Source organism: Agarivorans sp. D1326 (assembly GCF_056958115.1).
Genome location: NZ_JBTWEN010000008.1, coordinates 35,838 through 59,415, shown reverse-complemented (window position 1 = coordinate 59,415; position 23,578 = coordinate 35,838). Strand labels below are relative to the sequence as shown.

The 23,578-nt window shown below is 45.3% G+C and carries 20 protein-coding genes; 10 read left to right on the top strand and 10 right to left on the bottom strand.

The features are described from left to right. Positions 1 to 2 precede the first annotated feature (2 nt). The 4 genes from arnD to arnB are packed head-to-tail and all read right to left on the bottom strand — an operon-like array spanning position 3 to position 5,094. Entirely contained in the window at positions 3 to 917 is a 915-nt protein-coding gene (gene arnD, locus ACYFDN_RS15490) for a 4-deoxy-4-formamido-L-arabinose-phosphoundecaprenol deformylase (protein WP_406610141.1), read from the bottom strand. Between the two features lie 2 nt (positions 918 to 919). Continuing rightward, entirely contained in the window at positions 920 to 2,896 is a 1,977-nt protein-coding gene (gene arnA / locus ACYFDN_RS15485; RefSeq protein ID WP_483511831.1) for a bifunctional UDP-4-amino-4-deoxy-L-arabinose formyltransferase/UDP-glucuronic acid oxidase ArnA, read from the bottom strand. 28 nt (positions 2,897 to 2,924) lie between these two features. Then, the gene (arnC, locus tag ACYFDN_RS15480; RefSeq protein ID WP_016399870.1) at positions 2,925 to 3,929 is read right to left on the bottom strand and encodes an undecaprenyl-phosphate 4-deoxy-4-formamido-L-arabinose transferase; all 1,005 of its coding nucleotides are present in this window, start codon (positions 3,927 to 3,929) and stop codon (positions 2,925 to 2,927) included. Then, a complete protein-coding gene (gene arnB, locus ACYFDN_RS15475; RefSeq protein WP_483511830.1) occupies positions 3,919 to 5,094 on the bottom strand; it encodes a UDP-4-amino-4-deoxy-L-arabinose aminotransferase in 1,176 nt (391 codons plus the stop codon). Before arnB ends, arnC begins: the two co-directional genes overlap by 11 nt. A gap of 288 nt (positions 5,095 to 5,382) precedes the next feature. On the opposite strand from arnB, the gene ACYFDN_RS15470 reads away from it, so the two are divergent. Continuing rightward, entirely contained in the window at positions 5,383 to 5,772 is a 390-nt protein-coding gene (locus ACYFDN_RS15470) for a hypothetical protein (RefSeq protein ID WP_483511829.1), read from the top strand. Between the two features lie 64 nt (positions 5,773 to 5,836). Here ACYFDN_RS15470 and glpD read toward each other — a convergent pair whose 3' ends face one another. Beyond that, positions 5,837 to 7,369, bottom strand: coding sequence for a glycerol-3-phosphate dehydrogenase (gene glpD, locus ACYFDN_RS15465; protein ID WP_483511827.1), 1,533 nt, complete (start codon positions 7,367 to 7,369; stop codon positions 5,837 to 5,839). 192 nt (positions 7,370 to 7,561) lie between these two features. On the opposite strand from glpD, the gene ACYFDN_RS15460 reads away from it, so the two are divergent. Next, positions 7,562 to 8,308, top strand: a complete 747-nt coding sequence (locus ACYFDN_RS15460; protein ID WP_483511825.1) for an MBL fold metallo-hydrolase — start codon at positions 7,562 to 7,564, stop codon at positions 8,306 to 8,308. On the opposite strand, the gene ACYFDN_RS15455 is transcribed toward ACYFDN_RS15460, so the two are convergent. Beyond that, entirely contained in the window at positions 8,297 to 9,076 is a 780-nt protein-coding gene (locus tag ACYFDN_RS15455; RefSeq protein WP_016399865.1) for a DeoR/GlpR family transcriptional regulator, read from the bottom strand. The two genes, ACYFDN_RS15460 and ACYFDN_RS15455, sit on opposite strands and share 12 nt — an antisense overlap. Positions 9,077 to 9,303: 227 nt before the next feature. On the opposite strand from ACYFDN_RS15455, the gene glpK reads away from it, so the two are divergent. Together glpK and ACYFDN_RS15445 are read left to right on the top strand one after the other, a co-directional pair. Further along, a complete protein-coding gene (glpK, locus tag ACYFDN_RS15450; RefSeq protein ID WP_483511824.1) occupies positions 9,304 to 10,818 on the top strand; it encodes a glycerol kinase GlpK in 1,515 nt (504 codons plus the stop codon). A 179-nt stretch (positions 10,819 to 10,997) separates the two neighbouring features. After that, positions 10,998 to 11,939 (top strand): LysR family transcriptional regulator, encoded by a 942-nt coding sequence (locus ACYFDN_RS15445; protein ID WP_016399863.1) that lies wholly within the window; start codon positions 10,998 to 11,000, stop codon positions 11,937 to 11,939. A gap of 17 nt (positions 11,940 to 11,956) precedes the next feature. On the opposite strand, the gene recG is transcribed toward ACYFDN_RS15445, so the two are convergent. Then, entirely contained in the window at positions 11,957 to 14,038 is a 2,082-nt protein-coding gene (recG, locus tag ACYFDN_RS15440; RefSeq protein ID WP_483511822.1) for an ATP-dependent DNA helicase RecG, read from the bottom strand. A 95-nt stretch (positions 14,039 to 14,133) separates the two neighbouring features. Between recG and ACYFDN_RS15435 the strand changes: the two genes are divergently transcribed. The 3 genes from ACYFDN_RS15435 to ACYFDN_RS15425 all read left to right on the top strand — a co-directional run bounded on the left by ACYFDN_RS15435 (position 14,134) and on the right by ACYFDN_RS15425 (position 16,869). Next, positions 14,134 to 14,661: a hypothetical protein gene (locus tag ACYFDN_RS15435; protein ID WP_483511820.1), complete on the top strand. Its 528-nt coding sequence runs from the start codon at positions 14,134 to 14,136 to the stop codon at positions 14,659 to 14,661. Between the two features lie 122 nt (positions 14,662 to 14,783). Next, positions 14,784 to 15,305: a DUF2058 domain-containing protein gene (locus tag ACYFDN_RS15430; protein ID WP_221075631.1), complete on the top strand. Its 522-nt coding sequence runs from the start codon at positions 14,784 to 14,786 to the stop codon at positions 15,303 to 15,305. An 820-nt stretch (positions 15,306 to 16,125) separates the two neighbouring features. Continuing rightward, positions 16,126 to 16,869 (top strand): hypothetical protein, encoded by a 744-nt coding sequence (locus ACYFDN_RS15425; protein WP_483511819.1) that lies wholly within the window; start codon positions 16,126 to 16,128, stop codon positions 16,867 to 16,869. An 80-nt stretch (positions 16,870 to 16,949) separates the two neighbouring features. Here ACYFDN_RS15425 and pntB read toward each other — a convergent pair whose 3' ends face one another. Continuing rightward, a complete protein-coding gene (gene pntB, locus ACYFDN_RS15420; RefSeq protein WP_016399856.1) occupies positions 16,950 to 18,347 on the bottom strand; it encodes a Re/Si-specific NAD(P)(+) transhydrogenase subunit beta in 1,398 nt (465 codons plus the stop codon). Between the two features lie 14 nt (positions 18,348 to 18,361). Then, complete coding sequence (locus ACYFDN_RS15415) at positions 18,362 to 19,921, bottom strand: Re/Si-specific NAD(P)(+) transhydrogenase subunit alpha (protein ID WP_016399855.1); 1,560 nt, start codon at positions 19,919 to 19,921, stop codon at positions 18,362 to 18,364. A gap of 412 nt (positions 19,922 to 20,333) precedes the next feature. Between ACYFDN_RS15415 and ACYFDN_RS15410 the strand changes: the two genes are divergently transcribed. The 3 genes from ACYFDN_RS15410 to ACYFDN_RS15400 all read left to right on the top strand — a co-directional run bounded on the left by ACYFDN_RS15410 (position 20,334) and on the right by ACYFDN_RS15400 (position 22,580). Continuing rightward, positions 20,334 to 20,777 (top strand): hypothetical protein, encoded by a 444-nt coding sequence (locus tag ACYFDN_RS15410; RefSeq protein ID WP_483511817.1) that lies wholly within the window; start codon positions 20,334 to 20,336, stop codon positions 20,775 to 20,777. 985 nt (positions 20,778 to 21,762) lie between these two features. Next, positions 21,763 to 21,888 carry a hypothetical protein gene (locus ACYFDN_RS15405; RefSeq protein ID WP_016399851.1) on the top strand — a complete coding sequence of 42 codons (126 nt, stop codon included), beginning with the start codon at positions 21,763 to 21,765 and terminating at the stop codon, positions 21,886 to 21,888. A 272-nt stretch (positions 21,889 to 22,160) separates the two neighbouring features. Then, positions 22,161 to 22,580 carry an Hsp20/alpha crystallin family protein gene (locus ACYFDN_RS15400; protein ID WP_483511816.1) on the top strand — a complete coding sequence of 140 codons (420 nt, stop codon included), beginning with the start codon at positions 22,161 to 22,163 and terminating at the stop codon, positions 22,578 to 22,580. Positions 22,581 to 22,618: 38 nt separating this feature from the next. Here ACYFDN_RS15400 and ACYFDN_RS15395 read toward each other — a convergent pair whose 3' ends face one another. Continuing rightward, positions 22,619 to 23,515 (bottom strand): LysR family transcriptional regulator, encoded by an 897-nt coding sequence (locus ACYFDN_RS15395; RefSeq protein WP_406610153.1) that lies wholly within the window; start codon positions 23,513 to 23,515, stop codon positions 22,619 to 22,621. Between the last annotated feature and the right edge of the window lie 63 nt (positions 23,516 to 23,578).

The following is a 23,578-nucleotide window of genomic DNA, read 5'->3' as shown; positions in this document are numbered from 1 at the left end:
GTTTAACTGGTATGAGGGCGAACAACCGAGGCTTGATGACTTAACCAGCCTTCGCGCCCATCCATTTCTATATTTAATATGCTGTCTTGTGGCCAAGTTACATAATCTTGATCTAACAACTCACACAGCGGTACAAACTCTATGCCTTGCTGTTTAGCACTAATAATCAGCTGCTCAAACATCTCTGCGCAAACAATGCCTTCAACCTCTGCATGAATGGTGTAAACATTTAACGCATCGGCTTTAATTCGATCAAGAATGGCTTGGTTGTAGTTGCTTTCGTCTACGCCGTCTTGGCCAATTAATTCATCGTAAGTCGGCAAAGTAACTGGAATTTGTGGTGCCATTCCTGGTTTGGGAACAAAAATAGATTCACCTCGGCAATCGCTGTTGTAGCGAAATGGAAAGGCTTCTTTTTCGTCTAGGGTGGTTTCGGTACAGCGCCAACCGGCCACTGCACTGCATTGCACGTCTTTTCCGGTGATTTCTTCAAGCAATTGATAACCCTTGCGGATTTCCTTACCCAGTTCGGCTTGTGACATGCTGTCGGTTTTCATCTGCCACTTATGGTGATCCCAAGCGTGCAAGCCAATTTCATGGCCTGCTTGGTCGGTATCTTTAATCACCGAAGCAAGCTTTTTACCGATCACGGGGCCGGGCCAAAAGGTGCCTCGAAAGATAATATCCCAACCGTATAAGCTGGCGGCTTTTGAGCGGAGCATCTTCTTCAAGAAAGCAGGACGCAAAAGGCGCCAAATGTGGCGCCCCATGTTGTCGGGTCCAACGGTGAAGAAGAACGACGACTTAATATTGTGGCGTTGAAAGATGTCTAATAACTTGGGCACGCCTAAGCGCGTGCCACGAAAAGTATCAACATCTATACGAAGGCCAACTTTAATGGTGTCTTTCGAACTCATTATTACTCATCAACAGCTGTTTTTAAGAAGAAGTCGAGGGTTTCCTCGATGGTGTCTTCCATCATAATGCTTGGTTCCCAATCAAGTAAACGCTTGGCGTTGCGAATGCTTGGGCGACGATGCTGCACGTCTTGGTAGCCGTCACCGTAGAAGGTTTTGCTTTCTACCAAATGGTAGCCGGCAAACGGTGGGAATTTTTCGCGCAGTGGGTGAGCATCAAACTTCTCAACCAAAGTTTCAGCCATTTGCTTGATACTGGCTTCGTTGTCTGGCGAGCCAATGTTGATGATCTGTCCATCACATAAGCCGTCTTTGTTCTCAATAATCCGGAACAAGGCTTCAATGGCCTCAGAAATATCAGTGAAACAACGTTTTTGCTCGCCGCCATCAATCAACTTGATGGGTGTGCCTTCAACTAGGTTCAAAATTAGCTGAGTAATCGCGCGACTAGAGCCAACTCGTGCTGAGTTCAAGCTGTCTAAGCGTGGGCCCATCCAGTTAAATGGACGGAACAAGGTAAACTTAAGGCCGTCTTTCTTGCCGTAAGCCCAAATAACTCGGTCTAATAACTGTTTAGAGGTCGAGTAAATCCAGCGCTGACGGTTAATTGGACCTGTAATTAGCGGTGAAGTGTCTTCATTAAACTCATCATCGGTACACATGCCGTATACTTCAGAGGTAGACGGGAAGATGATGCGCTTGTTGTACTTTACACACTCACGAACAATTTTTAAGTTCTCTTCAAAATCTAATTCAAATACACGTAACGGATTACGGGTGTATTCAATCGGAGTCGCAATTGCTACCAGTGGCAATACAATGTCACACTTCTTAATGTGGTATTCGATCCATTCGTTATGAATGGTGATATCACCTTCTACAAAGTGGAAATCTGGGTGGCTTAAGTGCTGTTCAATTTGGTTAGCACTCATGTCCATGGCGTAAATTTCGTATTTACCGTCGTCTAATAAACGCTTGGTTAAGTGGTTACCAATAAAGCCGTTAGCACCCAAAATAAGCACTTTTTGGCGGCGTTTTGCAGCAATAACAGCGCTGGCTTGTGGACCAAAGCGCATGCCGGAAACTAAGTGCATTTCAGCCGCTAACTGTTCGCCATTTAAGTACAAACCGTTTTCGGTTTGGCCTGCATTAACAATTAAAGAACCTTGAGTACAAGCAATGGTTAATGGCGCGGTGGCAACAATGGTACCTGGCGTTGCATCAAACTCTTGCTCGCTGGCACTAGTGCTCCAAAAAATCACCTTGCGCTCACCTAAAAAGGTAAAGGCTCCAGGGAAGGGTTCGGTCACTGCGCGACATAAGTTGAAAATAGTTTGCGCATTGTCGGCCCATTTTATTTCACCGTCTGCTGGTGTGCGGCGACCAAATACCGTAGCTTGGCTTTCATCTTGTGGTCTTAGGCTGTGAGTACCGGCGATTAATTGCGGTAAGGCAGTTGCCAATAACTGGCTGCTTAGCTCGGTTAAGCGGCTATGCAAGGTGGCCGCAGTGTCGTCAGCATTAATGCTAAGTTTTTCTTGAGCAACAATGTCGCCTGCATCAGCTTTGCTGGTCATGGCATGTAAGGTTACGCCAGTTTCAGTTTCGCCGTTTAATAGCGCCCAATTTACCGGTGCGCGGCCACGGTAGCGTGGTAAAAGTGAACCATGTAGGTTAAAGCCGCCTTTTGGCGCTAGCTCTAGTACTGCTTGGCTGATCATTGAGCGGTAGTAGAAGGAGAAGAAGACCTCAGGCTGCATTGCCTTAATTTTTTCTATCCACAATGGGTGGTTTACGTCTTCCGGTGCAAATACTGGAATACCGTTACGTGCCGCTAGTTTAGCTACAGATTCAAAAAAGACATTTTCGTTGCCATCGTCTAAATGGGTAAACACTGCGGCGATTTCTACACCTGCATCGAGAAGACTTTTAATACCAGCACAACCAATGTTGTGATAGGCAAACACCACTGCTTTCATGGCTTATTCCTTAACTGTAATAGGTAAATTAGTTATCGTTGTTATCAGCGTTAACGTCGTTGTCACGGGCCTGTTTGGTTGCTTCGCCAACCAGCACATCTTGTACGTAGTAGCGTGGCCTTGCCCTTACGTCGGAGTATATACGGCCGATATATTCGCCTAATAAACCTAGGCCAACAAATTGAGCACCAATAAAGATAAACAATAGAGCAAATAGCGGGAATACCCCGTCAACACCCCATTCCGCGCCATAGATTAGGCGCATAAAAAGTAACACTAAACCAAATAGGCCACCTAGTGCGGCAATTGCCCCCCCCATGATGCTAAGCATTCTTAATGGGGCGGTAGTCATGCTGGTCAGCAAATCAAACATTAGGTTAATTAAACCCATGATGTTGTATTTTGATTCGCCTTGTTGGCGCTCGCTATGTTCCACATCTATTTCAACGGTGTGGCGAGCAAAGCCATTAGCCAAAATAGGAATAAAGGTACTGCGCTCATGGCACTGCAGCATCGCGTCCACTACGTGGCGACGATAAGCGCGTAACATACAGCCGTAGTCATTCATCTCTACGCCCGTTGAGCGTTTTACAATCTTGTTGATCAGCATTGAAGGGTAACGGCGTAAGCGGCTGTCTTGGCGATTTTTGCGCACCGTGCCAACCGAGTCGTAACCCTCTTCGGCTTTCGCCACCAAATTAGGGATCTCTTCTGGTGGATTTTGTAAATCGGCATCGAGGGTCACAATCAAGTCGCCGCGTACATGTTCAAAGCCCGCCATAATCGCGTTATGTTGGCCATAATTGCGGTTAAGAATAATGCCTACCACATGGCTGCCTTCTTGGGCTGCAGCTGCTTCAATTTGATCTGCGCTGTTATCTTTACTGCCATCGTCAACCAGCAGCAACTCATAGTCTTTACCCATGGTGTCAGCAGCTGCACAAGTGCGTGTGATTAGCTCTTGTAAGCTATCGGCTTCGTTGTAAACCGGTATCACAATGGATACAAAATTGATGTCTTGCTTATGCCTCATGAGAAGGTCCAATATTTTGTTTGATTGCGGAAACAACACGTTCAACATCACTTAGTTGCATGCCTGGAAACAATGGCAGCGAACAAATGCGTTGGCTGTTAAATTCGGTATTACTTAAATCTGGGTTAATCTCACCAAACCTAGTTTGATAATTCTCTCGATAATACTTTTGACTATGGCAGGCTTTAAAATGAATGCCAGCGCCAATGCCCTGTTGTTTTAACATGCTAATGAGCTGGTCGCGGTCAAAGCCACAAATACTCGGCTCAACTCTCACTATCATTAAGTGCCAACAGTGAGTATGCACATAAGATGGCACGCTCATGGGGCTAATCCCCTCAACCTCAGCCAACAGTTTACGATAATGCGCAACTAAGGCTTGGCGCTGAGCAGTGATGCTGGCTAAGCGCTGCATTTGACCTAAACCTAATACGGCACAAATGTCAGGCATGTTGTATTTGTAGCCTGGCTCTATCACTTCAGCTTGTGGCGCTCGCCCCTGAGTTTCTCTATCAAAGGCATCTACGCCTAAGCCATGAAACTTAAGGCGACGAATCCGCTCAGCTAATTCGGCGTCATTAGTGGTAAAAATGCCGCCCTCTGCAGTGGTTACATTTTTTATCGCGTGTAAGGAGAAAATACAGTGACCGGTTTGGCCAATGGGTCGACCTTTATATTCACAACCAATAGCATGTGCAGCATCTTCGACCACGGGAATATTGTATTGTTCCGCAAGGGCGTAGATGGCATCTAAATCGAGTGGGGCGCCGGCATAGTGAACCGGAATGATCAGTTTGGTTTTTTTGGTGATTTGCGCTTCAATGCGCTCTGCCGTGGTCATTAATGTATCAGCATCAACATCAACAAATACTGGCTTAGCACCCATTAAAGTGATGAGGTTAACCGTTGAAACCCAAGTCATTGAAGGGGTAATCACTTCATCGCCAGGGCCAATGCCTAAAGCCACTAGAGTGAGGTGCAAACCAGCGGTGGCGCTACTTAGCGCTACGGCGTGTTCGGCACCGGTATAGCTTTTAATGGCGTTTTCTAACTCAGCGTTTTTTGGTCCGGTAGTAATCCAACCGGATTTGAGTACTTCAACCACTGCGTCGATTTCTTGTTGTTCAATCGCTGGGCGACTTAGGGGTAAAAATGTTTGTTCCATGACTCTCGGTCAGCATATCTATACCAAAGTGGATGAAGTCTAACCGTGCTGCGGGTTTATTGAAAGGCTCAAACGTCGGTCTTGTGTGTTGATTAGGTAAATATCGGTGTTTTTTGTAAGTGCTTTCTTGAATTAGTGCGCTTGTTCCAATTTATGCAACGATGCAAACCATTTTCGCTAGCTAATCAATACTCGCTGTTGTGCAACAATGCCCGCATTAAGGCCTTTAGCCTTACGCAGTTGAACTTGATTCCGCTGCTTAATTCATAAACGTATAGGGTATTAGTGATGAATAAGATTCTAACATTGGTGACTGCTGCAAGCGCTAGCTTGGTACTGGCCTTACCGGCTTCGGCTGGGCAATTAAGCAATGAGCAAAAGCAACTGGCGGTTGATATGGCCAATAGCAGTGCGCGCTGTTTGGCGGCGCATGCTTATATTCATGATAAAGATGAACGACAAGCCTTAGCGCAAATTGTTGCGCACATGCCAGATGAGCAAATAAGTCGGGAGTCATCAGCATTTCTAACGGTATTAGGTTACGGTTTGGGTGAAGCGTCTATGGGTTTACATGCCGTTGAGCAGAAAAGTGGCAAACAAGAAGCGCTAGCTTTAGCTGAAACGGTTTATCAGAATAACCAGTGCAATATTGATGAAGTGCTAAAAAGTGTAAGTTAAGCGCTTTTGTTTAGACAACCAAGCCTGAGAGCGTAACAATCAGGCTTGGTATGGTTAAGGCCAGCTAGCTGGCTTGAGCGGTGTTTTCTAGCGATTCCTGCTGAAGATGCTTGTTATTCAAATAGTCTTGTAAACGCTGCTGTTGTTCTTCGGTAAATGCTAAACCTTGTTTGGTTCTGCGCCACAAAATGTCCTCTTTTCGGTAGGCCCATTCTTGCTCACACAGGTAGTCGACTTCTAATTGATATAAGTTACCGCCAAATAACTCACCTAAGCCCTGCTGTTTAGCATTGTGTATTAATTGTTCGGCTTGGCTACCGTAGTGCATGCACCAGCGGGCTACTAGCCCTGTGGGTAAATCGCTGTTGGCTTGTTGCCGCTTAATATAAGAGTGAATATCTCCGCCAATGGCGCCGCCTGGTAAGAAAGAGGCTTTAGTCCACGCTGGACCAAGATCGTTAATACGGGGAGCCAACATTTCTAAGGCCGCTTCGGCCAGTTTTCGGTAAGTGGTTAACTTGCCGCCAAATACCGATAACAGCGGAGCCCCTTCTACTTCATCACTTAATTCTAAGGTGTAATCACGAGTAACTGCCGAAGGATCGTTCGACTCATCTTGGCAAAGTGGTCGTACTCCAGAAAAAGTATGAATAACATCACTTGGTGCTATTTGCTTAGTAAAGTGCTGGTTTACTACATCACACAAGTAACTGACTTCTTTGTCGGAGATGGCCACCTCGGAAGGGTTGCCTTGATATTCCACATCGGTAGTGCCAATTAACGAGTATTGCTGCTGATAAGGGATCACAAACACAATGCGTTTATCGGTGTTTTGTAAGATGTAGGATTGCGGCTCGTCGTGAATTTTTGGCACCACTATATGGCTGCCTTTTACTAGGCGAATGGTGCGTGGTGGTGTTTGTTGCATGTTCTCTTCAATGAACTGCTGAACCCAAGGACCAGCGGCGTTAACTAAAGTGTTGCAGCGATACTGTTGTTGCATACCTGTTTGCATGTCTTTTACATCTATCAACCAATGCTCGGCTTCGCGTTTGGCTGCTACTACTTGTTGGCGTGGCGCAATAAACGCGCCGTGTTTAGCTGCTAGCAAGGCATTGCTAATCACAAGTCGAGCATCATCCACCCAACAATCAGAGTATTCAAAGCCTTTGGTAATATCACTTTTTAGTACATCACTGTGAGCGAAGCTTAAGCCCTTACAACCGGGAAGGGTGCCGCGTTTAGCTAGGTTGTCGTAAAGAAAGAGCCCCATGCGTATCAATATCCAAGGTCGCAGGTGGGGGCGATGTGGCAAACGAAAACGCATCGGCTCAACAAGGTGAGGAGCCATATTAAGCAATACTTCACGCTCTTTAAGGGCTTCGCTCACTAAACGAAACTCATAATGCTCTAAATAACGCAGGCCACCATGGATCAGCTTCGAACTAGCAGAAGAGGTTGCGCTGGCTAAGTCGTTTTGCTCAAACAAAGCAACGCGTTGGCCTCGGCCAGCGGCATCTGCCGCTATGCCCACGCCGTTTATACCACCACCAATGACTATTAGGTCGAAGTTATGCGGGTCATTTGTTTGTGCCATGTTGAGCGATCCTTTCAATAAAGTTCGTTTTGTTTCGTTATCGAGCATAATAGAGCATTTTGTGATCAAAAAACAATTACCGATGTAAAAAAAATGTGCAAAACGCGCTTTTTAGCTTGCTGGCTAGATTTGTCTGCGTGGAGCATTTGCTCTAAACTGTTACATCCTGTTAACAATTGTTTGCGGTAAGCTATGAAGATCCATCAGTTGGAAGGCTATATTCAGAACATTTTTTTGATTGAGTATCCAAACAAGTTACTCTTGCTGGATGGTTGTTGCCGCGCTGATGTTGCAATGCTTAAGCGTTTTATTTGTGAACAGTTAGCACGACCACTTAGCCAACTAGAACTGGTGATGGTAACCCATATGCACCCAGATCATGCCGGCGGTGCCAGTTATTTGCAGCGTCGCTACCAGCTTTCTATTGCAGGTGCAGAGCACCCCGGCGAGTGGTATCAAGGTATTGCTGGAAGGTGTAATCACTTAATGGATTTAGCCTTGGCTCATTATGTGGCTAGGCGTCATCAGCGCGCCAAAGCTAACTTATGGTATTCGCCAACACTCAAATTTACTCATCGACTAAAAGACGGCCAAAACCTACCAGGCTTTGAAGATTGGCAAGTGTTGTTCACACCAGGCCATACCGACCGTGACTTATCGCTCTATCACCCAGCGACTAAGACCTTGTATGTGGCCGACTGTATATTGCGGGTTAAAGGAAAGCTGATTTGTCCCTTTCCGATCAGCAGTCCTCGTCAATATCGAAGCTCAATTGAAAGGTTTAGCCAGCTACAAGTTGATAATTACTTATTGGCTCATGGCGAGGGCGGCAAGATTAGCCAAGCAGAACTACAACAGTTGCAGCAACTATGCCCCGAACAGGCTACCAGCTATAAAGGTTTTCTTGGTGAACTGCTGCGCAAACGCTTAACTGCTTAACTGAGTAGGGCAAAGTGTTAACTGTACGTCTTGTTGTTTAAGGATTTCGCTGATGTCTTGCGGCACTGGCCGATCGGTATACAAGTGGTCAATTTGTGCAATATTGCCAATGTTAATCATCGCGTTACGGCCAAATTTACTGTGGTCTGCAGCAAGAATAACGTTGCGAGAACTGGCAATAATAGCCTGAGTCACCCTTACTTCATGGTAGTCAAAATCTAGTAGCGAACCATCTAAATCAATGCCGCTAACCGTTACTACCCCATAATCTAGGCGAAATTGTTTTATGAAGTCGATGGTGGCTTCACCCACTATGCCGCCATCTTTATTACGCAACGCGCCGCCGGCCATAATCACATTAAAGTCGTCTTTAACCATTAGTAGCGATGCAACATGAATATTGTTGGTGATAATGCGTAAATCGCGGTGCTCCAATAAGGCTCTTGCAATCGTTTCGGCGGTGGTACCAATATCTAAAAACAGCGATGCGCCATTAGGAATTTGCTCTGCAATTTTCTGAGCAATGCTTTCTTTTTCAAGATGTTGTTTAATCTTTCGACTGGAATAAGAGTCGTTCACTACGCTACTTGATAGTAACGAAGCACCACCATGGTGGCGGTGAATCAGCTTCTGTTCGGCCAATACATTAAGGTCGCGGCGAATGGTTTGCGGGCTTACATTAAGTGATTCTACTAATTCTTCGGTAGCCACAAAGCCTTGGGTTTTAATCACCTGCAAGATTTGTTGATGGCGTTGAGTCTGCTTCACAACTGGGTTTCTCTTATTGGTATACATTTTATAGCGCAGTCATAAGTCTACTTAAAATGCAGTTTTTGTCACGGTTAACAAAGCGATACCGCAAACTGCATCGCAGCTTTTTAGAGAAATTGCTGAAATGAAATTAAAGTTTTGTCACGCTTTGGTTAAAAAAATGTTCTAAAATGTTCGTTTTCGAGCATAATAGACATAAATGCTAATCTGGAACCGTAATATCAATGGACACCGCACGATATATAGTTGCCCTTGATCAGGGCACAACAAGCTCAAGAGCGATTATTTTTAACCAAGACTCTGAAATTGTTGGCAGCGTACAACGCGAATTTAGCCAGTTTTTCCCAAAATCAGGTTGGGTAGAGCACAATCCCATGGAGATATGGGCTAGCCAAAGTGCATCTTTAACCGAGGTTTTGGCAAAAACCGGTATCCGTAGTGATCAAATTGCCGCGATTGGCATTACCAACCAGCGAGAAACCACCATTGTCTGGGATAAAAACACCGGCCAACCTATTTATAATGCCATTGTCTGGCAATGTCGCCGCACCACCAAATTATGTGAAGAGCTAAAAGAGCAAGGCTGGGAAGAGTATATTCAAGATACTACAGGCCTAATCTTAGATGCCTACTTTTCTGGCTCAAAGCTAAAGTGGATTTTAGATAATGTAGAAGGCGCACGCGAAAAAGCCGAAGCGGGTGACTTGCTGTTTGGCACGGTAGATAGCTGGTTAGTTTGGAAGCTTACTAACGGGCGAGTGCATGTTACCGACTATACCAATGCCTCTCGCACCATGATGTTTAACATTCATACCTTGCAATGGGATGATAAATTGTTAGATATGCTGGGTGTGCCTAAACAAATGCTGCCAGAGGTGAAAGCCTGTTCGGAAATCTACGGCCAAACCAATATTGGCGGTAAAGGTGGAACGCGTATTCCTATCGCCGGTATCGCTGGCGACCAACAAGCGGCGCTATTTGGTCAGCAGTGTTATCGCAAAGGCATGGCAAAAAACACCTACGGCACCGGCTGCTTTTTATTGATGAATACTGGCGAAGTACCGGTGAAATCAACCCATGGTTTGCTCACCACTATCGCTTTTTCTTTAGATGGCAAGGTCAATTACGCCCTAGAAGGCAGTGTATTTATGGGCGGTGCTACCATTCAATGGTTGCGCGACGAGATGGGATTGATTCGCGATGCCTCCGATACCCAGTATTTTGCCTCTAAGGTAGACGATACCAACGGGGTATACTTAGTACCTGCTTTTGTGGGTTTAGGTGCACCCTACTGGGACCCTTATGCACGCGGTACCATTGTAGGGTTAACCCGTGGCGCTAACCGTAACCATATTATTCGTGCTGCGCTTGAATCGATTGCTTATCAAAGCCGAGACTTATTAGAAGCCATGCAAGCCGATGCTGACATTTCGCTAAAACAATTGCGAGTAGACGGCGGCGCAGTAGCCAATGATTTCTTATTGCAGTTTCAAGCCGATGCGCTGGGCACCGAAGTGGTACGCCCTTCGCTGATTGAATCCACAGCCTTAGGAGCTGCTTACTTAGCCGGCTTAGCAGTGGGTTACTGGGAGAGCGTAGAAAGCTTGGCCGAGAGCAATACCCCAGATCGTTGCTTCTCTCCTGATGGCGATGAGGCGAAACGGGAACGTTTATACAAAGGTTGGAAACGTGCGGTTGATTGCAGCCGAGGTTGGTACGACAAAGACCTAGACGACTAATCAGCTTTAGCGCGTATATTCGAAAAGCCGCTAAGCAGTAGCGGCTTTTTTGTGCCTGCCGCCACAGTTTATGTGTTGATTCTCAGTAAATGCCTAGCTTCTTCGAAAAATGATGAGCTTAGCGCGATTCATTGCTAATGTTTAAGGGGCTTACTGGAGAATAATGCTGGAGGAAGTAGGTGACCAATAGTTCCTTTGAGACGCTAGATTTAAATTTACTAAAAGTGTTTGTGGTGTTGGCGCAAGAGCTTAATACGCGCCGTACTGCCGAACGTATGAATGTTAGTCAGCCAGCGATTAGTCGCAGCTTGCAAAAACTGCGCGAGCATTTTGCTGATGAGCTTTTTGTACGTGCTCAACATGGGCTTATTGCCACCCCAAAAGCCGAACAGTTATCGCTTAGCTTGCCAAGCATTTTAGCCGAGCTTGCTAACGTTGTTGACCACCATAATGACTTTGACCCAGCTAAGTTAGAAGGCGTACTAAAAGTTGCTATGCACCCAATGTTATTAGCGTCGGTCGCTAAGCGTTTGTTTGTGGCATTGCAGCAGCATGCGCCGGATCTTCGCCTGCAAGTGGCTACTTGGGGAGCCGATACTTGCGAGTTGATTCAGCGTGGGCAAATTGATTTTGGTTTGTGTTTATTGCCAGTTGAAGGCTCGAAAGAGCTAGTGCAACGACGTTTATGGCGTCAGCCTATTTATGTTTATGCGCGCGATGCTCATCCAATTGGTGACGACATTGTCACCCCGCAAGATTTTGAAAGCTACGCTACTGCGCTCATTCATGTTCCGGGTTGGAGCGCGGCGCGCACCGAAGCAGAAAAGTTTTTGGCAGCTCATGGCGTAGAGGTGACTATTGGTTTTCGTTCTGAACTGCCGGGATCGATTATGGATGTATTGCGGGTGAGTGATTTAGTTTACCCCAGCGTGACCTATTACCCGCCAGAAGATATTCCTGGGATTAGACAGTTGCAGCTAAGTGAAGAATTTAAAGGTTTGGCATTAAAGTATGATACCGGCTATGTATTCCACTACCGCAATCGACAAAATCCTTTGTACCTATGGTTGCAGGAGATTTTGGTGGAAAAATGCCGTGATGAGATCTTCAGCATCAACTAACAGAGTGTCATATGTTGCTAAGCTTGAGCGAATTGTTCGCGGCCGGCTAACCAACGGTCAATTAAGGGCTCAATTGCAACCGGTGTTTGCTGAAGAAGTTGTTTAGCAAGGCGCTGCGCTTCACCTATTATTGCTTGGTCTCGTACTAAGTCGGCAATTTTAAATTCTGCTAAACCGGTTTGCTTGGTGCCAAGTAGTTCGCCAGGGCCTCTAATTTCCATATCGCGTTGGGCAATTACAAAACCGTCGGTGCTGTCGCGTAATACACTTAAACGTGAACTGGCGGTTTTAGATAAGGGGCTGTGGTACATCAATACGCAGTGGCTTTCCACTTGGCCACGACCCACCCTGCCACGTAGCTGGTGGAGCTGAGCTAAACCTAAACGTTCGGGGTTTTCTATAATCATTAAACTGGAGTTAGGTACATCCACACCCACCTCGATCACGGTGGTAGCCACCAGTAGATCAAGTTGATGGTTTTTAAACTGCTCCATTACCCACTGTTTTTCTTGCGGTTTCATGCGGCCATGCACTAAACCAATGCGTAAATCGGGTAATTGCTTTTGTAAAGTATCGGCGGTGTCTTCGGCTGCTTGGCACTGCAGAACTTCTGATTCTTCAATTAAGGTACAAACCCAATAAGCTTGGCGCCCGTCATTGTGACAAGCCTGATACACCCGTTCGATCACTTGCTCACGGCGGGTATCGGGCAGGGCCACGGTTTTAATTGGGGTTCGCCCGGGCGGCAACTCATCAATAATCGACAGCTCCAAATCGGCATAGGCCGTCATCGCCAAGGTGCGAGGGATAGGGGTAGCCGTCATAATTAACTGATGGGGTAAAGTGTTGCTGCCATCTACAGCGGCGCCTTTTTCCCGCAAGGCCATGCGTTGGTGCACCCCAAAGCGGTGCTGCTCGTCGATAATCACTAAGGCGAGTTTGGCAAATTGCACTTGCTCTTGGAAAATGGCATGAGTACCCACGACCATTTGCGCTTCGCCACTGGCTATGCGCTCCATAGCCTCGTTGCGAGCTTTGCCTTTCTGTTTGCCAGCAAGCCAATCAGCTTTAATGCCTAGGGGCTCGAACCATTTGGCAAAGTTAAGCGCATGCTGCTCGGCCAATATTTCGGTGGGAGCCATCAGTGCCACTTGATAACCATTAGCTAAGGCCTGCAAAGCCGCCATTGCTGCTACTAAGGTTTTGCCACTGCCTACATCACCTTGTACCAAACGCATCATGGCATGTGGCTGCTGGGTATCGCTTTTAATTTCGGCCACCACCCGTTGTTGGGCATTGGTTGGTTTAAAGGGGAGTTGGGCTAAAAACTGCTGTTCTAAGTCACTGGCAAGCGGTAAAGCAATGGCCGCTTGGCGCTGTTGCTCTTGGCGTAGCTTTAACATGCTGAGCTGGTGGGCGGCTAATTCTTCTAATACCAAACGCTGCTGGGCAGGGTGCCGGCCTTCTTCTAATAAGCTGAGCTCGGTATCTGGATCGGGGCGATGCAGCTGCATTAAGGCTTGGTTAAGATCTAAACCATGGGGGCGTAATGCAGGTGGTAGCCAATCTACCAAGGGATATTGCTCTAGTAACTTAAAAGCTTGCTCACTGAGTTTTCGCAAATTGAGCTGCTTTAAGCCCTCGGTAGTGGGATAAACCGGGGTAAGTTTTTCATCCATTAAGGGTGCACTAGGATCGGCAACAATGCTGTATTCCGGGTGGATCATTTCCCAACCATGTTTACCGCGCTTAGCTTCGCCAAAGCAACGCATCCACTTACCCTGTTGCATGGCAGCCTTTTGGCCGTTATTAAAGTTGAAAAAGCGCAGGGTAATACTGCCGCTGCCATCGCTGATGCGACACGTTAGCATGCGACGACGGGCGTGAATGGTTTCTACCTTGGTAATTTCGCCATGCACCGAAACATGGGCGCCGTGCAGTAAATCGTTAATTGGCCATACGCGAGTGCGATCTTCATAACGCAGGGGGAGGTGCAGCAGCAAGTCGCCGACATTTCGAATATGTAGACGTAGGAGTTTTTCGGCAAGTTTATCACCCACTCCTTTAAGTGCGGTGATGGGCAGGCTGCTTAATTCCACTTAAACCACTGTAAATATGATCATGTACCAAGAGTATATATGAATTTTTCGGCTATTATTACTAATCAAGGGTTTAACTGTTTTTGGGGCGAGAAATGCTAAGGTTTCTTTGTAATATAGGTTTGGCTTTACTGTTAGCCATTGGCGTTATAGAAGCCTGTATGGCGGAACAGGCCGCTCGCCCAGCGCAGCTACACAAACCCGAGCAACCCATAGAGCGCCCAATCCCTAGCCATCCTATTGAACGTCCAATTCGACCTATTTACCCAATTCGTCCGCCTGCTCAGTTACCCCATCGTTGGCAAGGTGCAAGAACCTACTATTGGGTCGCACCTAGCGATTTGTGGCAACCAGAAGCCTTAAAGCCAGAGCAAGTTATAGAGCTAGAAATTGAAGCCGACGACCGAGCCGAATTACTGCTTATTGATGGTCGCGATAAAGTGGTATTTGATGGCTGGTTAGGCATGGGTGATCTGCGCTCTTGGCAGGTAATGCACCCAGCATCTTTGTACTTTTCCCAAATTGAGGGTTTTAGCTTAAAGCTCAATGGTAGCGAGATTGATTTGTCGGGCTATCCGCAAGATCAACCTTTGTCGTTAACCCTAGCGCCACAAGCCGAGTAGGCCTGGTTAACTTGTTCGCTATAGGTTCAAATTTGTAGCCGCTTCACGTATTATCTAGGCCTTTAGTGGCCGTAGTGCTGCATTATAAATCCACCCATCGAATTCAAAGGTATAGATTTGCTATGGCCAAGTTATCGCTGCAAGAGCAGATGCTTAAAGCTGGTTTAGTTGACAAGAAAAAAGCCAAAAAAGTAGGCAAAACCAATAAAAAATCACGCACCTTGGCCAAGGAAGTAAAAGCAGCTGCCGAGCAAGCCAAGCTTGACCAACAACAACGTGACGCCGAATTAGCTCAGCAACAAAATGCCGAGAAAGCCAAAAAAGCCGTTGCCGCTCAAATCAAGCAATTGATTGAGATGAACATGTTAGACAGAAAGCGTGGCGAAGAAGCTTACAACTTCACCCATGAAGGCCTAATTAAAAAGATTTATGTTACCGAAGAACTGCGCAAGCAGCTTAGTAACGGCCGCTTAGCCATTGTTACTCTGGGCGAAGCTTATGAAGTCGTCCCTACGATTGTTGCGGAAAAAATCGCCCAGCGTGATGAAAGCGTAGTAGTGCTAATTAACGACCCAAGCCAAGATGTGATTGATGAAGATGACCCGTATGCTGATTATCAAATCCCAGATGATTTGATGTGGTAATGGGATGTTAGTTTGAGAAGAAGCCGCTAATTAGCGGTTTTTTTGTATTTGTAAGCTTCCTCTTCTCGTTAACTATTTTGCTTGCGATGTACTTGTGGGCTCAGGTTTTGGCTTGGCGGCGATGATGGTGTATTGAAAGCAGAGCTGTGAGCTTGTGTTTATATTAGTTTCATTTGAACCAATGCTTGGTGTTGGTTCAGGTTTCGCCTTGCCGGCGATACACTTTTCTTTGTGCGGCCAAAGAAAAGTGTACAAAAGAAAGGCCGCCCCGCATTCCCTTGAATCTTGCGTTTCTCATAAATCAACGCGCCTACGGAAACTCGCTGCGCTCAAACAGTCCTCGGCTTATTCGTTAATTTACTGCGATACTCAGCGGGAATGATGGGTATCGAGAGCAGCCCGTCGTGGGCTCTTGATCTTCTTTCCCCCTCATCATCGCCGAGTAGCGCAAGCGAGCTGCGGGTATAGGCAAAACCTGTTTGAGCGTAGCGAGTTGTTTTGGCGCCGCAGTGAGTGAGCAACGCAGGAAGAAGATGATGCTGGGGCAGCCTTTCTTTTTCCTTAGTTTTTCTTTGGCTGTTCAAAGAAAAAGGAAGTCGCCGTCAGGGCGAAATCGGGGTAAAGACAAACTATATATTCGCTCTTTTGGGCTCTAGAGGTAATTGTCAATATGTAGCTTCGTTAACTGAAATACTTACTAGTCAATGGTATTGTGTCTAGAAGATAAAAACCAAAATTCAGTTTCTTATTGTAAAGATGATTTTTGATAGAAGAAGATTTCTAGCTTGATAATAGCCAAACTTGAACATTGAGAGGGTATATGGAAGTAAAGTCTGATGCTGCGGGGCGTCTACTAGACATTCTCAAAGAGGCAAAAACAAAACCAGATAATTTGAGGGCTAGGCAAGTTTGGGCTGTTGTTTTTGATATACCAGAGGATGACTCCGGTGCTTTACTACTTATGCTGGCCGAACTCATAAGGCTTAGTGATCAAACAAAAAAACAGTTAATAGATATAGATGATATTGATCATGAATTGTTTTTGAAGCCTTTTGTAAATATAGAGAAAATCTTATCCACTTTAAATCTTGAATCACAATGGAAAACGTCAAAGCAGTTACTTGACGACGTCACAATTTATGGGCTTAACATATGTTCAGATAAACTGAGCCGTGTTCATAACGCTACAAGCTTAAACAACGAAGATTTTTCAAAAATTAAGTTCATGCTTGATAAATTGACCGAAGAAGTATTAAGCAGCCAGCTAGGCTCTCCGCTAAAAGAGATTTTTATTAGAAACTTGGAAGGCTTAAGGCAATCATTATTACTTTATAAAATAAACGGTATTGATGGTATTGAGCAGCAGTTACAAATGAATATTGGAACATTGGTATACAATAAAGAGAGGATTAAGTCTTCAGGTTTTGAAGATAATCAAAGCTTTATTGAGGGCTACTATGGTTTGCTAGAATTTGTGAATAAGACCTTAGACACAGCTAAGAAAATTGATAGGCTCGCTGGAAATTCTATTTCTAATTTGTTGGGTGTTGATTTAAGTGGCTAAGTTCACATGTTTATCTTAGAGAATTGCTAGTATAAAAAAGCCGCTCAATGAGCGGCTTTTATCATCAACACATCATTTGCTTAGATATGAGAAAGGATCTTCTGAACCGTTTCTTTCGCATCACCAAACAACATGTCTGTATTCTCTTTAAAGAACAATGGGTTTTGAACACCAGCATAACCAGTGGCCATTGAACGTTTAAATACAATCACGTTTTTTGCATCCCATACTTCTAGTACTGGCATACCCGCAATTGGGCTGCCTGGCTCTTTAGCTGCAGGGTTAACCGTGTCGTTAGCACCAATTACTAGTACTACGTCGGTAGAGGCGAAGTCTTCGTTAATTTCGTCCATTTCCATTACGATGTCGTAAGGTACTTTGGCTTCGGCTAACAATACGTTCATGTGACCAGGCAAGCGACCAGCTACTGGGTGAATAGCAAAACGTACGTTTACGCCTTTATCACGCAGTTTTTTGGTAATTTCGGCCACTGGGTATTGGGCTTGCGCAACCGCCATGCCGTAACCAGGTGCGATAATTACTTCGTTAGCATCTTTTAGCATCTCGGCGACTTCTTCAGCCTGTACTTCGGTGTGTTCACCTTGGTCTACGTCTGTAGCTACAGTGCCACCTTCGCTACCAAAACCACCTAAAATTACGCTGATGAACGAGCGGTTCATTGCTTTACACATGATGTAAGACAGAATTGCACCCGAGCTACCTACTAGTGCACCGGTTACAATTAGCAAGTCGTTGCCTAGCATGAAACCTGCCGCTGCTGCTGCCCAACCAGAGTATGAGTTAAGCATAGATACAACCACTGGCATATCGGCGCCGCCGATTGCAGATACTAGGTTGTAACCAAATACAAAGGCGATAAAGGTCATGATAACTAGTGGCCACATAGAGCCGCTGTCCATGAATACACTGCCTAGGTAGATTGATACTACAATCATGCCTAAGTTTAGCCAGTGAGCGCCTGGTAGGGCTTTAGGGGCACTGCTAATAAGGCCGCGAAGTTTACCAAAAGCGACTACCGAACCGGTGAAGGTTACTGCACCAATAAAGATACCTAGGAATACTTCTACGTCGTGAATAGATTTCGCTACTGGGTCAATTAAGCCAGTAACTGAATCAATTAACGAGCCGTGGTCGATAGCGCTTGAGAAACCAACCAATACTGCTGCCATACCTACAAAACTGTGCAAAATAGCAACCAGCTCTGGCATTTCGGTCATTTCAACTTTGAGTGCTAAACGGATACCAATAGCGGCACCAATACCCATGGCTAGGGTAATAATCCAGCTACCGCCGGTTACTTGGGTGCTAGCTAATGTGGCGAGTACGGCGATAACCATACCGATGATGCCAAAGATGTTACCGCGCTGGGCGGTTTCTTGTTTACTTAGGCCGGCTAGGCTGAAGATAAACAATAGGGCAGCGATTAAATACGCTGCAGAAACTATACCTTGAGACATGTGACTATTTCTCCTTAGTCGTCTTTACGGAACATTTTCAGCATCCGCTGAGTCACAGTAAAACCACCGGCGATATTAATGGTGGCGATAAGCACGGCGATACCCGAGAGCAGTAGTACTACCCAGGAGGTGTCGGCTTTCATCTGCACTAAGGCGCCCACAATAATAATGCCGCTAATGGCGTTGGTTACACTCATTAATGGTGTGTGCAAGGCATGTGTTACGTTCCAAACTACGTAGTAACCCACTACACAAGCCAGCAAGAACACAGTGAAGTGTTGTACAAAGTCTGCTGGTGCTGCGTCGGCTACCCAAGCAAAAGCGGCTGCACCGGCTGCTGCTAGCACAGGTTTTAGCCAAGGCTTGCTTGGTTTTTCTTCTTCCACTGGAGCCGGCTCTGCAGCAGGTGCTTCGGCTTGAGGCTGAGCACTTACTTGAATCGCCGGTGGTGGGAAAGTGATTTCGCCATCTTTAACCGAGGCTACGCCACGTAAAACTTCGTCTTCGAAGTCGATGTTGATTTCGCCATTTTTCTCTGGGCTAAGTAACTTAAGTAGGTTTACTAAGTTGGTGCCGTAAAGTTGGCTAGCTTGAGCAGGCAAACGGCGAGAAATATCGGTTAAGCCGACAATGGTTACATCGTGCTTAACGGCAATTTCGCCAGGCTCGGTTAACTCACAGTTACCGCCAGTGGCTGCTGCTAAATCAACAATTACGCTACCTGGCTTCATTAATTCAACCATGTCGGCCAAAATCAGCTTTGGAGCTGGACGGCCTGGAATTAATGCGGTGGTAATAATGATGTCTACATCTTTGGCTTGTTCGCGGAACAAGGCCATTTCGGCTTCAATGAAGGCTGCGCTCATTTCTTTTGCGTAGCCGTCACCGCTGCCAGTATCTTCTTCTTCGTAATCAAGCTCTAGGAACTCGGCGCCCATAGAGTTAATTTGCTCTTTTACTTCTGGGCGAGTATCAAAGGCGCGAACAATAGCGCCCAAGCTACCAGCGGTACCAATGGCAGCCAAACCGGCTACACCTGCACCAATTACCAATACTTTAGCAGGTGGTACTTTACCCGCAGCAGTAATTTGACCGGTAAAGAAACGGCCAAAGTGGTTAGCTGCTTCTACCACTGCGCGGTAGCCGTCTACGTTGGCTAGCGAGCTACGTGCATCCAAAGATTGAGCACGAGAAATCCGCGGCACCATGTCCATGGCTAATAAGTTAACCTTGGCTGCTTTAAATTTTTCAAGCAATTCTGGATTTTGTGCAGGCCATGCAAAACTGGCTACCGTTGCGCCTTCCTTTATAAGAGAAAGTTCGTCGGTGGTGTTGTCGCTTCCGTCTAGTGGAGCGTTAACCTTAAAGATGAGGTCAGCTTGAAATGCTTGCTCTTTGCTTACAATTTCTGCGCCTGCTTCGCTATAAGCATCATCATTAAAGCTGGCTGCTGTTCCTGCACCGCTTTCCACTGCCACAGAGAAGCCTAGTTTAAGCAACTGCTCTACGGTTTTTGGGGTGGCGGCTACCCGGCTCTCCTGGTCGAAGATCTCCTTAGGTATTCCGATTTGCATAGTGTGTTCCTGCTAATGGTTGTTATGTTGAGTTGCTGTGTTGGCAACACGTCGCTGCATATTAAATGTTTGTTAGCTACTGCATGTTAGCTAATTTTTCGCATTTGGTGTGTATGAAAGAAAACTACGGCCTAACAGTCAAGTAACTTCGCACAAAAGTATCGCTTATTTCCATTGGTCAAACCAATTTGTAAAGTTTATCGGTGTGATAGGTTATGCCTAGGTTGAATAAAGTTAGCAGAATGTAACGCGCACCTGTGTAAAAGCTTAGTAGTGGCATGGAAATAGCAAGAACCCATTGCGTCTACTACTCTTTAATAAAAGCACCTTACCAAGCTTGGCAAGGTGCGAGATGTAAACCAAACCATAAGAGGAAGTAGTTAACTAAATTAACGGTGCGTTGGAGGTTGTTATGGGTATTGCATTATCGTTAATGATTGCAGTATTGGTGTGGGCAAACATGGTTCAGGCAAAGCCTAAACTGGCGCTCGACTTTAGTGTTGAGAACGAGCTCGAACAACCTCAAGCTGCTAGTGATTTATTCAATGATATTAATTGGTTACAAGAACAGAATTTTAGTGCTCGCAGCGCTAGCAGTAATCAGCTTCCTACTAATACTACTGAGCAATCTGAGTTTTTACGTTACCAGCAAGTGCCGCAATGGCGTGCTAATTGGCGTGGTGGCGTGCGCTGGCAAGCGCAAAATAATTTGTTGTTTCGTGCCAAAGGTAACCGTTTGTCGGGCCACTTAACCTTGTCGAACAAAACGCTGTGTGCAATTTGCAAAACGCAAATCGACACCACAGTATGGAAAGATGGCCACGTACAGCTGCAACTTAAATCTTACTTTGAATAACCCAGCGCTGAGCAGAGGATGCCAATAAGCTCTTGTATATTTGGTGATTGATACTCTGGTTTGTTCCACCGTTAGCCGTGTTATAGCGCAGCTTTCACAGTGACTACCATCAGCGCCAAAAGAATTTCCAATATGCTTATCTACTTTATTCGGTAAAGGTTTTTGCATTATCGAATTACGTTTTTATTTTGCTATTTCTTGGCTTAGTTAACATCTCAGTGAAATCACTCTAAATTACCTATTTTGCAGTAGCTTGGCGGGAATTTCTCAGGATATAATCTAATAAAAAAGAGGAGATTATCTTGGGCTATTTGTTGTTGGCCTTAATGCTTGTATTAGTTTTACCCGCAGTAAGCTTTTTTCTCGGTTATATCCACCTTTATCTAGAATATGGCGTGGTGGTGTCGGCAACCATTATTGCATTATGGCTTTTTTTCGATTTCGTAAAAATCAAAAAGCGCTAAGCCTAGCCTGTGAGCGGCCTGCGCTCTAGTTTTGCAACTGTCTTTTATGTCATTAGTTACTATTTTGAATAATTATTCACTAGACTTTATTTGAATGATAGCTCGGTGTAAGTAACTGATTCATCTATTGTTATTTTCTCGGCTTAACCCGAATATAGCCAAACAGATATAAAACACATTTTCTACATGCCAAAAAGCTATAAGTAATATTTTCTTATATTTTGCCTTGTTTTTAAGCTATTGTTTTTTATGGATATTATTTTTTGTGGATTTGGCTTGCATCCCCAAAGTGGTAAATTAGTACTTCACATTTCTAGCAAAAGCCTATAGATTACCTCCCGCAAGACTGAGCTAGATCAAGAAATGTTTGGCTAAATGGAATTTTTACTGATTATTTCTTGTGCAATTTTTATTCACTAGCTAGCCTTACTTACGCAAGTGGCAATAAGCAAAATATAACGAGAAATTAAACATAACATTTAACTTTTTCACCCTTGCAACAACTTAGGAGATTTATCTAAATGGAACAAGACCAACAACAAACGATGCGTTGTTTTGCAACTGGTAAAGGTTTTTTTGTGCGCCTTCCAATCAGTGAAGATATTGAAGCAAAAGAATGCGAATCAGATGTTGAAGCGGCCGAGTAAACTACCCCGTAGTTGCCTTTTTAACTCGTGACTCGAACTAACGCTTGTTACATCCTAAACCGCTAGCTTTGGCTAGCGGTTTTTTTATGCCCGCCTCCTACCGCATAATTTGTACCTTTTCTTAGCCTCAAAATAATAGTTATCGATGAGTTTGCTTTAGGTCAAACTCGCTGGTTATTTTGGCCTCAACTTCCTGTTGGGCCAGTTTGTCTCTACTAAAATTAAATTGAGTAAGCTGTTGTTTAGTGTTGGTTCTAACTAAGGAGCTTATTATGAACATGTTACCTAGAGATCATTGGTTTGGAGAAGACCATTTGTGGGAGCAGCTTTTTAGCCCACAATTTACCATGCGTGATGACGGTTTTTTCCAACCGCGTGTCGATATCATCGACAAAGAAGATAGCTACTTATTTGTTGCCGAGTTGCCTGGTGTGGCTAAGGAAGATATTGATGTGCAGTTGCACGATGGTGTGTTGAGCATTCAAGCCAAAATTGAGCAGCAACATCAACAGCAGGGCGACAGTGTACTGCGTAAAGAACGGCGTAGGGGTTTTTTCCGCAGAAACATTAATGTTGGTAAAGCCATTCAAGCTGAGGATATTAGCGCTGAATTAGTCAACGGTCTGTTAATGCTTAAAGCGCCCAAAGCTGTTGCTAAGGTGAGTGAAAAGCAGCAAATAGAAATTAGTTAAGCTGAGTACCGCCTTGGCTAAGTAACACAAGCTGCCAGTTATTGATGGTTATTGCTGGCGGCTTGGCTTTGTTCACGTAAGTGCTGTAAAAAGGCGCTTATATTGGGGTTTTCAAAACGCTGAGCCGGATAATAGGCGCATACGCTGCGTTGCTCAGACAATAAGCCAGGCAGCACTTCAACTAACTTCCCGTCTAATAGATGTTGTTGTACCAGATCTTCCGATACCAAGACTACACCCATATGGTGAACAGCTGCTTGAATGGCAGCCATAGGGTCGTGAGTAACAAAGCGACAAGCTTGGTTAAGCACAGTGCCTTCATTTAGTTTTACGCCGCCTGCTTTGATTTGCCCTTGCACCAACAATAGCGGTAGAGCTTGCAGTTGCTTTGCGCTTTGTATTGGGCCGCAATCCGCTAAAAATGTAGGGCTGGCAAAACACTTCACTGCGTAATTAAATAGATGCAACATGCGATAGCTAGTGCTATCAAAATTGTCTAGCTGGCGCGTTACTACAATGTCGAGTGATAAATCTGGAATTTCCCCAGGCTCTACCTCTAATAACTCAATATTAAGGTGCGGATGCTTTGGTAAAAACGAAGCTATTAAAGGCGTTACAAATAAACTTCCCGATACCGCAGGAGCGCCAATCGTGAGGCTGCCAGTTAAGCCAAGACTAGAGGGGCCAAGTTGTTGGCGCATATTATTGAACTGGCTTAACCAATCGCAACTTTGCAAATAAAACTGCTGGCCTTGCTCGGTAGTGCGCACCCTGCGAGTCGTACGTAATAGCAATTGGCAATGCAATTGAGACTCTAACCAAGAGATGCGTTTACTGCAGGCTGAGGTAGTAATGTTGAGTTGCTGCGCTGCTTGCACAAAGCTGCTGCTCTCTACAACTGCTACGTAGGTTTGCACCGCGTTCAACCAATCCATACTCGGCCTCTTTTGATTAATTGTTTCCTGCTGGGAAATAAATCATGTCTTTGATGAATGATT

Excerpts from the sequence above, each read along its gene's own strand:
- arnD (WP_406610141.1), bottom strand. The coding sequence starts at position 917 with ATGAGTTCGAAAGACACCATTAAAGTTGGCCTTCGTATAGATGTTGAT.
- arnA (WP_483511831.1), bottom strand. The coding sequence starts at position 2,896 with ATGAAAGCAGTGGTGTTTGCCTATCACAACATTGGTTGTGCTGGTATT.
- arnC (WP_016399870.1), bottom strand. The coding sequence starts at position 3,929 with ATGAGGCATAAGCAAGACATCAATTTTGTATCCATTGTGATACCGGTT.
- arnB (WP_483511830.1), bottom strand. The coding sequence starts at position 5,094 with ATGGAACAAACATTTTTACCCCTAAGTCGCCCAGCGATTGAACAACAA.
- ACYFDN_RS15470 (WP_483511829.1), top strand. The coding sequence starts at position 5,383 with ATGAATAAGATTCTAACATTGGTGACTGCTGCAAGCGCTAGCTTGGTA.
- glpD (WP_483511827.1), bottom strand. The coding sequence starts at position 7,369 with ATGGCACAAACAAATGACCCGCATAACTTCGACCTAATAGTCATTGGT.
- ACYFDN_RS15460 (WP_483511825.1), top strand. The coding sequence starts at position 7,562 with ATGAAGATCCATCAGTTGGAAGGCTATATTCAGAACATTTTTTTGATT.
- glpK (WP_483511824.1), top strand. The coding sequence starts at position 9,304 with ATGGACACCGCACGATATATAGTTGCCCTTGATCAGGGCACAACAAGC.
- ACYFDN_RS15435 (WP_483511820.1), top strand. The coding sequence starts at position 14,134 with ATGCTAAGGTTTCTTTGTAATATAGGTTTGGCTTTACTGTTAGCCATT.
- ACYFDN_RS15430 (WP_221075631.1), top strand. The coding sequence starts at position 14,784 with ATGGCCAAGTTATCGCTGCAAGAGCAGATGCTTAAAGCTGGTTTAGTT.
- ACYFDN_RS15425 (WP_483511819.1), top strand. The coding sequence starts at position 16,126 with ATGGAAGTAAAGTCTGATGCTGCGGGGCGTCTACTAGACATTCTCAAA.
- pntB (WP_016399856.1), bottom strand. The coding sequence starts at position 18,347 with ATGTCTCAAGGTATAGTTTCTGCAGCGTATTTAATCGCTGCCCTATTG.
- ACYFDN_RS15415 (WP_016399855.1), bottom strand. The coding sequence starts at position 19,921 with ATGCAAATCGGAATACCTAAGGAGATCTTCGACCAGGAGAGCCGGGTA.
- ACYFDN_RS15410 (WP_483511817.1), top strand. The coding sequence starts at position 20,334 with ATGGGTATTGCATTATCGTTAATGATTGCAGTATTGGTGTGGGCAAAC.
- ACYFDN_RS15405 (WP_016399851.1), top strand. The coding sequence starts at position 21,763 with ATGGAACAAGACCAACAACAAACGATGCGTTGTTTTGCAACTGGTAAA.
- ACYFDN_RS15400 (WP_483511816.1), top strand. The coding sequence starts at position 22,161 with ATGAACATGTTACCTAGAGATCATTGGTTTGGAGAAGACCATTTGTGG.
- ACYFDN_RS15395 (WP_406610153.1), bottom strand. The coding sequence starts at position 23,515 with ATGGATTGGTTGAACGCGGTGCAAACCTACGTAGCAGTTGTAGAGAGC.